The 12,349-nt window shown below is 41.1% G+C and carries 13 protein-coding genes and 1 pseudogene; 6 read left to right on the forward strand and 8 right to left on the reverse strand.

Features of this window, described 5'->3' with window-relative positions; translation table 11 throughout:
* Nucleotides 1-28: 28 nt before the first annotated feature.
* The gene (locus BLL40_RS00430) at nucleotides 29-355 is read right to left on the reverse strand and encodes a YnfA family protein (protein ID WP_073709946.1); all 327 of its coding nucleotides are present in this window, start codon (nucleotides 353-355) and stop codon (nucleotides 29-31) included.
* A gap of 493 nt (nucleotides 356-848) precedes the next feature.
* On the opposite strand from BLL40_RS00430, the gene BLL40_RS00435 reads away from it, so the two are divergent.
* Complete coding sequence (locus tag BLL40_RS00435) at nucleotides 849-1,073, forward strand: ZIP family metal transporter (protein ID WP_245797867.1); 225 nt, start codon at nucleotides 849-851, stop codon at nucleotides 1,071-1,073.
* Nucleotides 1,052-1,159, forward strand: a pseudogene (locus BLL40_RS00440) (twin-arginine translocase TatA/TatE family subunit); the annotation flags it as partial. The gene BLL40_RS00435 and the pseudogene BLL40_RS00440, both read left to right, overlap by 22 nt.
* A gap of 176 nt (nucleotides 1,160-1,335) precedes the next feature.
* Here BLL40_RS00440 and BLL40_RS00445 read toward each other — a convergent pair.
* The 3 genes from BLL40_RS00445 to BLL40_RS00455 are packed head-to-tail and all read right to left on the reverse strand — an operon-like array spanning nucleotide 1,336 to nucleotide 3,516.
* Entirely contained in the window at nucleotides 1,336-1,788 is a 453-nt protein-coding gene (locus tag BLL40_RS00445) for a disulfide oxidoreductase (protein ID WP_073709948.1), read from the reverse strand.
* Complete coding sequence (locus BLL40_RS00450) at nucleotides 1,778-2,470, reverse strand: DsbA family protein (RefSeq protein ID WP_073709949.1); 693 nt, start codon at nucleotides 2,468-2,470, stop codon at nucleotides 1,778-1,780. Before BLL40_RS00450 ends, BLL40_RS00445 begins: the two co-directional genes overlap by 11 nt.
* Entirely contained in the window at nucleotides 2,467-3,516 is a 1,050-nt protein-coding gene (locus BLL40_RS00455) for a flavin-containing monooxygenase (protein WP_073709950.1), read from the reverse strand. Before BLL40_RS00455 ends, BLL40_RS00450 begins: the two co-directional genes overlap by 4 nt.
* A 112-nt stretch (nucleotides 3,517-3,628) precedes the next feature.
* Between BLL40_RS00455 and BLL40_RS00460 the strand changes: the two genes are divergently transcribed.
* The 3 genes from BLL40_RS00460 to BLL40_RS00470 all read left to right on the forward strand — a co-directional run bounded on the left by BLL40_RS00460 (nucleotide 3,629) and on the right by BLL40_RS00470 (nucleotide 6,973).
* Nucleotides 3,629-4,264: a ZIP family metal transporter gene (locus BLL40_RS00460; protein ID WP_073709951.1), complete on the forward strand. Its 636-nt coding sequence runs from the start codon at nucleotides 3,629-3,631 to the stop codon at nucleotides 4,262-4,264.
* A 220-nt stretch (nucleotides 4,265-4,484) separates the two neighbouring features.
* Complete coding sequence (locus BLL40_RS00465) at nucleotides 4,485-4,856, forward strand: ArsR/SmtB family transcription factor (RefSeq protein WP_073709952.1); 372 nt, start codon at nucleotides 4,485-4,487, stop codon at nucleotides 4,854-4,856.
* A 5-nt stretch (nucleotides 4,857-4,861) separates the two neighbouring features.
* Nucleotides 4,862-6,973, forward strand: coding sequence for a heavy metal translocating P-type ATPase (locus tag BLL40_RS00470; protein WP_073709953.1), 2,112 nt, complete (start codon nucleotides 4,862-4,864; stop codon nucleotides 6,971-6,973).
* 82 nt (nucleotides 6,974-7,055) lie between these two features.
* Here BLL40_RS00470 and arsC read toward each other — a convergent pair whose 3' ends face one another.
* The 4 genes from arsC to BLL40_RS00490 form a co-directional block, all read right to left on the reverse strand.
* On the reverse strand, nucleotides 7,056-7,475 hold the full coding sequence (arsC, locus tag BLL40_RS00475; protein ID WP_073709954.1) for an arsenate reductase (thioredoxin): 420 nt from the start codon (nucleotides 7,473-7,475) through the stop codon (nucleotides 7,056-7,058).
* Nucleotides 7,476-7,516: 41 nt separating this feature from the next.
* Complete coding sequence (locus BLL40_RS00480) at nucleotides 7,517-8,815, reverse strand: arsenic transporter (protein WP_073709955.1); 1,299 nt, start codon at nucleotides 8,813-8,815, stop codon at nucleotides 7,517-7,519.
* Nucleotides 8,816-8,830: 15 nt separating this feature from the next.
* A complete protein-coding gene (locus BLL40_RS00485) occupies nucleotides 8,831-9,178 on the reverse strand; it encodes an ArsR/SmtB family transcription factor (protein ID WP_073709956.1) in 348 nt (115 codons plus the stop codon).
* A 665-nt stretch (nucleotides 9,179-9,843) separates the two neighbouring features.
* Complete coding sequence (locus BLL40_RS00490; RefSeq protein ID WP_073709957.1) at nucleotides 9,844-11,151, reverse strand: uracil-xanthine permease family protein; 1,308 nt, start codon at nucleotides 11,149-11,151, stop codon at nucleotides 9,844-9,846.
* 186 nt (nucleotides 11,152-11,337) lie between these two features.
* Between BLL40_RS00490 and BLL40_RS00495 the strand changes: the two genes are divergently transcribed.
* Nucleotides 11,338-12,312 carry an aromatic ring-hydroxylating oxygenase subunit alpha gene (locus tag BLL40_RS00495; protein ID WP_073709958.1) on the forward strand — a complete coding sequence of 325 codons (975 nt, stop codon included), beginning with the start codon at nucleotides 11,338-11,340 and terminating at the stop codon, nucleotides 12,310-12,312.
* The last annotated feature ends 37 nt before the right edge of the window (nucleotides 12,313-12,349 follow it).

Genomic DNA, 12,349 nt, shown 5'->3' on the forward strand with positions numbered 1-12,349 from the left:
TGCTTTTCTTTTTATTTAAGTATTATACTTAATGTCTCGGTCCCCATAGTATGACAGAAACACCGGCCAAACAAATGGCCGCACCAATCCAATCATACAAATCTGGTGCTTTTTTATCTACTCCCCATCCCCATAAGACTGAAAGAATGATAAACACTCCTCCGTAAGCGGCATAAACGCGACCGAATGTAGGGAACGTTTGAAAGGTCGCAATCACTCCGTAAAAAGCTAAAGCCACTCCTCCAACGATTCCCCAATAAAACGGTTTCCCTTCTCTTATCCATAGCCAAATCAGATATCCCCCACCAATTTCCGCTAAACCCGCAAGAATAAATAAACCAATCGTGTATATGATAATAATCCCCCTACTTCTCCATCGTCTATGTTGATAATAAATTATACAGTATTCTAAGCTTTCATAACCTTTACAGAAAAAGCATCAGAAGGTTTTCATTTATTTCAATTTTCTTTAGGATTAATGTGGTACCCCTTCGTGAAACGGTTTAACCGGAAATGGATCAATAGGATTCTTGCCTTGACAGTCTGCCTTTTATCCCGCATTAACGGGCAGTAAGACCCCCGCTTCAAGCCATCGAAAAGAAAAGGAGGATAAGCGGGGGATCAACCGCCCGTAAAAGCCCGATTGGTTCGGGCCGGCTGAAGCCGGTCACTCAGGTATTGCCGCAGGATGCGGTGCTCTTTACCTGAGTTCTTTTTTTATTCAGTGGGGGATGAAGAAAACCCCCACTGAATGAAGTTTTACTTTATTATTTTTATTCATTGGTACTTTAGCTGATGGGTTTGAAATCGGTGCAGAAGCGCCCTCCATTTTACAAGGAAACATGGTCGTGATGATTGGAGCAGCGCTAACCTTTTTATTACTGATTGCGTTTGATCAATACCAGCGTCGGAAGCAAGAAGCTAAGGGGTATTCCACATTTCGATTATCTCTTTTAATGGCTACTGGAATTGGTCTTCATAATTTTGGTGATGGTCTTGCTATTGGATCTTCTTTTTCTCTAGGATCTGTTGCACAAAGAGGGGGTTTTTCATGGTGGGGCCAGGAAGTATAGCTTTAACAAAAATCATTGCTCTTATTATATTTGAGCCTTCAAAATTGCCTGAGCTAGGGAAGTCCGTTGGAACGACGACACTAAGATAATTTAAACAGTCCATACACGGGTTAATGGATGACGATAACAAACACACTAACTAATATCAAACCAGCCCCGGTTTACGGAGCTGGTTTTCACCTTTACTATTCACTCTCTTTCTTGTATTTTCAAGCCATTTAACATGTAAAGTAAGCCGACAGAGACCTTTTCATCAACCGTATTATTTGCTTTTGTTTTTCCGAACATTCATATGCAATAGCACCATGAAAATGCTGATCAACGTAAATGCTGTTAAGGCTAAAAAAGGGATCGTGACAAAGCCAAACCAATTAATGTAATTCATATTACATGGAACTCCCTGAATACAAGGCTTCACCTCTGCAAAGCCGGGCACCTTCTGCACAAGATAATGGTAGATAGAGATCGATCCGCCAATAAGGGACAACGGAAGCACATATTTCTTTAGATGAATTTCGTTGTAAAATGCCGCAATTCCTAAAATAATGGCCAAAGGATACATAAAGATTCGCTGAATCCAGCATAGCTCACATGGAACAAATCCTTTTATTTGACTGAAGTAAAGGCTGCCAAGCGTAGCGATGACCGAAACGATCCATGCCGCATACAATGCATATTTTTGAATAAATGACTCTTTTGATGAATTATTCATCAGCCGCTGATTCCTCTTTAATTAAAGACACGATTCTTTCATAGTCAAATGGGTCTTCCAGCATGACGCCATTAACGATAATCGTCGGGGTATATGGAACATTAAATTCTTTTACCAAACCGTCATCTGTACTCACTTGTTCCGCTACAGACGTTGCTTCTGCATTCAAATCAGCTTCCAACTGCGCCACATCTACTTTCGGTGCTGTTTTGACTGCTATTTCTTTTAATTTATCTACTGTCACCCATGGATTGTCGTGTTCCTGTGTAGTAGGCTGTGCATCAAATACTGCTTTATGAAATGTCCAGAATGATTCCGGATCTTGTTTGTAGATGGATTCAGAAGCCAGTGCTGCGAGAATGGACTCTTCTCCATGAAATAGCACATTGATATATGAAAATTTCACTTTTCCAGTGTCTACATAGTCTTCCACCAATTTAGGGTATACCGTTTCGCCCCACTGTTTGCACGATGGGCACTTATAATCGCCAAACTCGACAATGGAAACAGGTGCATCCGCATTCCCTAAAGTCGGCTGTCCGTCAATAGAAGGATGCCCTTTTCTATTCGTCGTTTGATCTGTTTCCTGTGCTATTTCATCTTCTCTATTAAAAAACAACACAAGTCCAACGATCGCGGCAAACAGAATAAGCGTCGAAATCACAATTTTTTTACTGTTTTTCATAAAGTACCTCCACTTTTTTGTATGTGTTCAGCAATATATTTAGCATCTTCTCCCACCCCTTGCAGTAGTGTGGAACCGCGCCGGTACTGCCACGGCAGCCCTAAAAAATATAGTCCTGATGTTTGTGTTATGCCTCTTTTGTGTATGGGACGCCCTTCATAATTTAACACTCCATTCACTTCCAGCCAGCTGTAATCCCAAACAAAACCGGTGGACCACACAATGTTGTGGACTTCAAGCATAGACTGATCCTGAAACCGGATCTTTGTGTCTTCTCCATCTACGGCCCTGCTCTTTTGAACCACTGCCTGACTTGCCAATGCACCTTTTAATTCCGAACCGAAAATAGGATCTCCGCTTGCCTGTATCTTTTTCGCAATCCACGAATGACGAGGAGCCTTCAATATGCCCGCCTTGTCAAACCACCAAAAGATACTTTTATTTCCTATTTCCAACGGGAAAAACTTGATTTTTTGACTGATCGATAAGTACGTTTTCCGTTCGTTGGACAATTCCACGGCAATCTGAGCCCCGCTGTTGCCCCCGCCTACAACTAGCACATTGCCAGAACGCAACTGCTGTGGATTTTTATACTGCGAAGAATGGATCTGTAAAACATCCGATGACAAACTCTTTGCGAATAAAGGTATGTTTGGTTTCTGGAAAGGTCCGGATGCCACTACAATGTTCTCCGCCTTATATTCACGGTCTTCCGTTTTGATAAAAAAATGGTCCATTTCTTTTCGGACAACGAGTACTTCCGTTCTTAATTGAACCGGGAGCTCAAAATGATTTGAATAATATTCCAAATAGTTTGCGATTTCATCCTTCATCGGAAACCCTTGCGGATCACCGGTTAAGGACAGGCCGGGTAAAGAACTGTACATTCTTGGCGTAAATAGCACCAATGAATCATACCGATTTCTCCACTCATCCCCGATTTCCTGATTTTTATCTAAAATAAGGAACGACTGATTCATTTCCTTCAAATAATACCCCATGGCCAGCCCCGCTTGCCCGGCCCCTATGATGATAGTTTGATACATATCAACACCTCCTGTCACTGTCTTGGATAGGGATAAATAGACTTTCCTTGTTTACTATTTGTTTGCCCTCATGAATATAAATGAACGATCTCAGGGGAATAGGAGTGTAACTATGCACACAGTATCGTACTTGCTCAGCTTTTATCTTTTTCTTGGAACGAATGTCGGAGCGCTTGTCGCATGTATTCTTTACAAAATCCCTAAGATCAAGGCGCCGCATTTATACCTTCTTTGCGGTCTTGTTTTAACAGCATTACTTGTTTTAGAACTCATTCCACATGCTCTGAAGGAATACGGTTTTATAAGTGTTGCCTTTGGTGCTTCTCTGGGTGTGCTGATTTGTATGGGCCTTCATGACGTAATGGAAGGTAAATCGTCTCCGACATATCGGCCGGCGTTCTTTTTAATTGCATCCATTGCCGTTCACAATATTCCTACAGGCTTAGCCATCGGTTCAACAGTGGATCATCCGATTTTATCCACTTCATTTATTGCGGCCATGATGATTCATCAAATCCCGGAAGGTTTGGCGATTATGGCTTCCTTACTGCTTTCAGACAGGAAGCGACTTTCCATTCTTGTTTTTTTCCTCTTCAGCGTTCTTTTATCTGGCATTTTCTTTTTCTTTTCGATCCTAGGACATTCTTTAGCGCTGCCAATCAAATTAAACGGGCTGATTTTAGGAATAGCAATCGGTTTTTTACTCTTCACAGCTGTATGGGAATTTTTATTCAAAAAGCACAGCTGATCATTACTTTCTAGCGGTTCTTCCATCGTTCCAAAAAGCGTCTTTTCGTCCACTTGACTACTATCAAGGTGGATTTTGACCACCTTGTTATTTCGCTTTAATTGTACCAAGCACCGCCTCATAATTAAATAATCATTTGAATGTATAATTGACAATTTTGCAAACTCATCATACACTAAAAATAGACAATCAAACAAGCATTTGAATAAGGAGGATACGGATGTCAGAAAATACAAAGCTCAAACAAGCCACTGATACGTGCGAATCGCCTTGTTTTAACGAGGTAGTTGTAGAACGTGTGCAGCCGAAAATAAACGATGTGAACGGTGTTGAACTACTTTTCAAAGCCTTGTCCGATGCAACACGATTGAAAATTGTGTACGCCTTAACGCTCGAAAAAGAATTGTGTGTGTGCGATGTAGCTCATATCATCGGATCTACAACGGCTACCGCATCCCATCATTTACGGCTGCTTCGAAATATGGGGCTAGCAAAATACCGGAAAGAAGGCAAACTGGTGTATTACTCCGTAAAAGATGAACATGTTCACCAGTTAGTCAGCATTGCACTTGAACATTCTCGGGAGGACTGATCACGATGAGCGAAACAAAAAATGAGTATCGCCTGCAAGGATTATCCTGCACAAGTTGTGCCGCGAAGTTCGAAAAGAATATACGAGATATTCAGACTGTTGAAGATGTCCAGCTGAATTTTGGCGCCTCTAAAATTGCCATCGTTGGGGAAGCGTCCATCGAGCAGCTAGAAGCAGCCGGTGCGTTTGATGGCATTAAAGTCTATCCGGCAAACGAAAAACGAAAAGAAGAAAAAATTCCCTTTTTGCACAAACGCGAAAATAAAAACTCGATGGTCTCTCTCGCCTTTTTGATCTTTGGTTATGCTTCTAGTCTCACAATCGGGGAAGACAGCCCGGCTACTATATTGATTTTTGCCTTGTCGATTTTAATTGGCGGATTTCATTTATTTAAAGTCGGATTGAAAAACTTGACTAAACTTCAATTTGATATGAAAACGCTCATGACTGTGGCCATTATTGGGGCAGCGATTATTGGCGAATGGGGCGAAGGTGCGGTCGTTGTCTTTCTTTTCGCCGTAAGCGAAGCACTTGAAAGCTATTCAATGGAGAAAGCACGCCAATCGATCCGCTCTTTAATGGATATCGCACCTGATACTGCCATTATTAAACGGGGAAAAAATGAGTTTGAAGTCGATGTAGAAGACATTCAAGTCGGAGATGTTATGGTCATTAAACCCGGCCAAAAAGTAGCAATGGACGGAGAAGTGCTAAATGGTCAGTCCTCCATTAACCAAGCCGCTATTACAGGCGAATCGATTCCTGTTCATAAGCAGGCGGGTGATGAAGTATTCGCCGGATCTTTAAATGAAGAAGGCTTTTTAGAAGCTCGTGTGACGAAGCGTACAGAAGACACGACGATCGCAAAAATCATTCATTTAGTGGAAGAAGCACAATCTGAGCGTGCCCCTTCACAACAATTTGTTGATCAATTCGCTAAGTATTATACGCCGGCTATTATGATGATCGCCCTCTTTGTTGCCATCCTTCCACCTTTTTTTATAGGAGCTGACTGGTCGGAATGGATTTATCGCGGTCTTGCTGTCCTTGTTGTTGGCTGTCCGTGTGCGCTCGTTATTTCCACGCCGGTGGCGATTGTCACCGCTATTGGCAATGCAGCGAAAAATGGTGTTTTAATCAAAGGCGGGATTCATTTAGAAGAAACAGGCCGCCTAAATGTCATTGCGTTTGATAAAACAGGCACGTTAACAGAAGGAAAACCAGATGTGACCAACGTTGTTTCTTTATCTGATCTGAGTGAAAAAGACATTTTGGCTGTTGCTTCAGCCATTGAGAAATTTTCACAGCATCCTTTGGCTTCTGCTATTCTCCGGAAAGCAGCAAAAGAGAATGTAGAAGAATATATAGCTGACGACTTCCAATCAATTACGGGACAAGGTGCAAAAGCCATTTTGAACGAAACGACCTATTTTATTGGCAGTCCGACATTGTTTGATGAAATGAAAGCCATTCCCGAAAAAATTCAATATGAGATTATTGCCCTTCAACAGCAAGGAAAAACGGTGATGCTAATCGGGACAGAGGAAGAAATTAAAGGTTATGTAGCCGTAGCCGATCAAGTACGGGAAAGCAGCTTATCCATTATTCAAAAATTGCAAAAACTAGGGATTGAAAAAACCGTCATGCTGACTGGCGATAATCAATCGACTGGAAAAGCGATAGGAAAACAATTAGGGTTAAGTGAAGTAAAAGCTGATTTAATGCCTCAAGATAAACTCGAAGCCATTAAGTCACTCAGGGAACAGTATGGAAAAGTAGCCATGGTGGGCGATGGGATCAACGATGCGCCTGCTCTTGCAAGTGCCACAATTGGGATCGCGATGGGAGGTGCTGGTACCGATACAGCGTTAGAAACAGCCGATATCGCCTTAATGGCTGATGACCTTGAAAAATTACCTTATACGATCGCACTAAGCCGCAAAACACTCAATGTAATTAAACAAAATGTCACGTTTGCGTTCGGATTAAAATTGCTGGCCTTGCTTTTGATCATTCCAGGATGGCTGACCCTATGGATGGCGATCTTCGCTGATATGGGTGCCACATTAATTGTTGTACTCAACTCACTGCGTTTATTGAAAACGAAATACCATTAACAAGTACTAACAGTCCCCCTTCACTTAATATGAAGGGGGACTAAAACAGATACAGATACCTCACGCCTTAAATAAAGGCGTATTATTCGCCCGTTTTAGCGAAATGTTCGATGCGTTCACCAATTTCATCACGTACACGTCTAAAAACCGTCCATTTTTCTTCTTCTGTTCCTTCTGCTTTGGCTGGATCGTCAAATCCCCAGTGTTCACGGCGAACGGAAGGTGGTGTGATGGGGCATTTATCCGCTGCATCGCCACAGAGTGTCACAGCCAACGTTGCATTATTTAAGATTTCTGGATCAATGATATCCGATGTCTGATTTGAAATATCAATGCCCTCTTCTTTCATCACTTTTACCGCATTCGGGTTTAAGCCATGTGCTTCGATACCTGCACTCAGTACTTCCCATTCTTCACCCAAGTATTTCTTTGCCCAGCCCTCAGCGATCTGGCTACGGCAAGAATTTCCCGTACATAAGAAATAAATTGTTTTTTTTAACATAACAGCAGTCTCCTTTTACACTCCATTTTGATGTTTTATTATTAATGAATAAGCAGTAACCATAGATACAGCCCGACTAACGTGATAAACAAGGTCGGAATGGTTAAGATGATTCCTGTTTTAAAGTACGTGCTCCATGAAATCTTAACCCCCTTTAAACGAAGGACGTGAAGCCACAATAAAGTAGCAAGCGATCCAATTGGCGTAATCTTTGGACCTAAATCCGATCCAACGACGTTCGCGTAAATTAAGGCTTCCCTGACTACAGGCGATGTAGCCGTATCTGAAATTGCCAGTGCGTTGATCATCACCGTTGGCATGTTATTCATAATCGACGATAAAATAGCAGCAATAAAGCCCATACCGATTGTTGCAGCAAATAATCCCTGTTCCGCTGCTCCCTGAATGACATCAGCGAGAACCGATGTTAATCCGGCATTACGCAGACCATATACAACGACATACATACCGATGGAGAAGAACACAATCGCCCACGGCGCCCCTTTGATGACGTTTTTCGTGTGAACAGCCGGACTTTTTCGGGCCATCACCAAAAAGAATAACGCGACGATACTGGCAATAATGGAAACAGGAACGCTCAGGAATTCACTGACGAAATAACCAATCAGCAAGATTCCGAGTACAAGCCAAGACAAACGAAACATCTTATGGTCTTTGATCGCTTCATCCGGTACTTTTAACATCGACATGTCATACTGTTTCGGAATGCTTTTGCGGAAGTAAAGATAGAGCACAGTAATACTAGCCACTAATGAAAATAAATTCGGTACAATCATCCGGGACGCATATTCCAGAAATCCAATGTCAAAGTAGTCGGCGGAAACGATATTCACCAGGTTACTGACGATTAATGGCAGTGCTGTTGTATCTGCGATAAATCCACTTGCGATAATAAAAGGAAAAACCATTTGTTCTTCAAATTTCAAGTTTCGGACCATCGCCAGAACAATCGGCGTTAAAATCAGTGCAGCTCCATCATTCGCAAAAAAGGCAGCGACTAAAGCCCCCAGTATGGACACATACACAAACATTTTGACGCCATTTCCTTTGGCCATACGGGCCATATGTAGAGCCGACCATTCAAAGAAACCAATCTCATCCAAGATAAGAGAAATAATGATGATGGCTATAAATGCTAATGTGGCATTCCAAACAATCGATGTTACATCGATGACATCACCAAAGTCTACCACCCCTGCCAGCAAGGCAACCACTGCCCCTACACAAGCTGACCAGCCAATGGACAAATTTCTTGGCTGCCAAATAACAAAGATAAGCGTTACAAGAAAAATGGATGTTGCTGCAATAACAGAAAACAAATGTCTTACTCCTCTCTAGTCACAGGAAATGCGTAATCCCTGTGCTTCCAGTTCAATGAATCTTTCATTCTGATCCGGAAGATAGTTTAATAAATCATCAATTAAAAGGGCATAGTCATGATCCCGATTCAGCGAATAGAATATCCATTGTCCTCTGCGTGTTTCTTTTACCAAACTAGCATCTTTTAATTTGCGTAGATGTTGACTAATTCCAGGCTGACTCATGTTGAATATGGCGACAAATTCACATACACAGCAGTCATGCGATTGAAGCAATTTCATCATCGTAAGACGTGTCTTATCTCCGAGCAATTTCAGTATTTGTGACACTTCTTGCATATCAAGTTTTCGATCAACACTCATGTATTATCCCCCTTTCAATATTAGTATATAATAATTTAATTATATAAGTAAATGCTTTCTTTTTGCCCATTACAATCTTTTCTTTGTCCAATAATCTATTATACAATAGCTACTTTCACCCTAATTCACCCCCAAGAGCAAAAAATCTTTTATACTTTCAGTTTATTAGCGAATAGTGTCGGTTGAATAATTAAACGGCTTGATTGATAATTATATCACGGAAAAAATATGGTAGGTTATCATATTTTTTAAACGTCACCGTGCTAAAAGTGCCGTCATTGTCGTCCACCAAATCTATGATGTCAACCAGCATATGAGGAACTTTTGTCAGCCACTTCGGGAAGATAAATTTGATATCTTTTGCGCAAAGATAACACCTAAATGCCCCGCACTACTATTCTTTTCCCTAAGAAGAAAAGTCTTTTCATGTGGATGAATTCATTTCCATTCCATTTTGAATAAGACGTGGATGAGCTGGATCATTACAACGAAGAGCGTATTCAAAAAAATTAGGCTGCTGCACACCCACAGAGTTTGGGCGTGCAGCAGCCTAAAATAGGTGTTTTATGCGTGTCTCAAATCGCTATGTCAGTTCAGACATCAGTTTTTTTAAGTTGCTCATAAATGAAATTTATTTCTTCAGACCGATTTCTTCGTATGAATACCTACTTTTTCCCCTCTGGTATTGCTAAATTTAGAAGCACTGTTGCAAGTGCTCCAACGGTAATGCCGGAAGACAAAATATAATTAGCCCAGTCGGGAACACTATATAAAACGTCTTTCGGCAAAACTGTGACGGCAATCGTTAACAAGATGGGAACCCCAATAACCATCATATTGCGATCATCAATGATAATTGGCTGGATAACTTTCATACCATTCGTAACAATTGCAACACACACAATTCCAAAGATCCCATTGATGACAGGCTCAGGAATACAAGTAATGGCAGTGGAAAGCTTTGGTACAAGTCCAAGGCAGATAAGAATAATTCCACTAACGATAATCACCATTCTACTTGCGACACCGGTAATGGCAAGTAGACCGGCATTCGATGAATAACCTGTCATCGGTGTACTGCCTAAAAGCGAACTGGCGAGACAACCAAGTCCTTCACCGACTGAAGCCCGATTTAATCGTTTTTCATCAAGTTCTTCTCCGGTCACAGAGGAAATGACAAACCATGTTCCAGTCGTTTCAATTAAAATAATTAAATAGACGAATACCATAGAGATGATGGCTCCTACATTAAAAACAGGTTGTCCAAAGGGAAGAAACGATGGGAAAGAGAACCAACTTGCATCTTTAACCGGAGAAAAATCTACGCTTCCAAATAAACTTGCTGTTAATATTCCGACGATAATTGCTAGAATGACCGATACTAACCGGAAAAACGCACCTAGGCCACCAAACTTACGGCCAAGAAGCATACATATTATGACCACGCTCGCAGAAACAGAGGCAACAACAATATTTTCACCTATATTACCTTCAGCTTGATAAATATTATTTAGTCCGATTGGCATTAGTGCAATCCCGATGATAATGATCACGGTGCCTCCAACGAGAGGCGGGATTACTTTACTGACCACTTTTGCAAACCATTTTAATGGGTAACCCAAGAGAGCTATAATAATCGCGCCTGGAATTAAGCTTCCGGCAATCGCGCCAAGCCCGAATTTCCCGCCAATTACAGCAATCGTGCCAATAGGGACATATGACGGTCCTTGGACTACAGGTAGTTTAATTCCCGCGCCTGTTTGGATTATCGTTGCAATACCTGTTGCCAAAAAACACATTTGGACAAAGAACGCGGTATTTTCGACAGTCAATGATAGAAGTCCGGCAATAATAATCGGTGCAATATATAAATCCATTGCCAGTACATGCTGCAAACCTAGAAGGAACGCTTTAGGGTAACTTACCTTCTCGTTTACACCTATAATCAGGTTGTTTTCTGTTTTTTCACTCATTCCTGAATTCACCTCTTTCTGTAGAATAACTACTTTTCAATTGCATTATAAATAATAAACATAGATTTGTATATATAAACCGAACATTTTTGTATTTATTACCAACTTAGTTCGTGTTTAGGGTTGACGCATTCGTGTTAATTTGTTTAAAATGGGAGTACGAAATCAAGTCGGGAGGCTAAATATATGTTACAAGATAAGGTATTGTTAGAAGATTGGCTTGTTGCTTGCCGCTCAAACGATGTAAAAGAAAAACCAATTCAAATTACTTTAATGGGCGAACGCCTCGCCATTTTTAGAAATAGTAAGGGCGTACATGTATTTAAAGATCTATGTATCCATAGAGGAGCAGCGTTATCGTTAGGTGAAGTGAAAAATGATTGCTTAGTTTGTCCATACCATGCTTGGGAATACAATGATAGCGGCGCATGCATCACAATTCCACAGTTACCCGAGGGGAAAGCCATCCCTAAAAAAGCCAAAGCCACTTCTTATTCTTGTATTGAGAAGTACGGTTTCATTTGGGTCAATTTTGCTGGAAATGCACCGGAACTCTTCAACTATCCACAAATGGATGGCACCGACTATCATAATGTTATTTGGGGGCCACAAGAAGTTGTCGCAAAACCACCACGTATTATCGAAAACTTTCTCGATGTGGGTCATCTAGCTATTGTACACGAAGGTTCTTTAGGTACAGAAAGCCATCGGGATATTCAAGATTACAACGTGAACCATGAAGGAAACCGAATTTTTTCAGATGAAATCGCTATTTTTCAACCTGACCCAGATGGATCAGGTATTCCAAAATACGTCTATTACACGTATGAAATTCATCGGCCTTTCACAGTAAGCTTTACAAAGAAAGACCGTGAAAATAATAAATTAATGACGATATTGTTAACCGTTCGCCCTGTAGACAATGAAACATCTGTTGCATATGGCATCTTATCTTTCAACTATGCAACTGGATTGTCAGATGAATCGATAATAAAGTTCCAAGATGACATATTTGCGCAAGACAAACCGATTGTTGAAAACCAAAAGCCCGAAGAACTGCCGCTTGATTTACAAGTTGAGTTGTCACTCGTCTGTGATCGCATGAGTATTGCTTATAGACAGTACTTGAAAAAACTTGGTGTTGTGTTAGGGACAGCTTGACACACCGGCTTTACGGTCTTTATCACCCTCACTAAAT

Origin of the sequence: Domibacillus mangrovi (assembly GCF_001906925.1) — a bacterium.
In the GTDB taxonomy this organism is placed as follows: Bacteria; Bacillota; Bacilli; order Bacillales; family Domibacillaceae; genus Domibacillus; species Domibacillus mangrovi.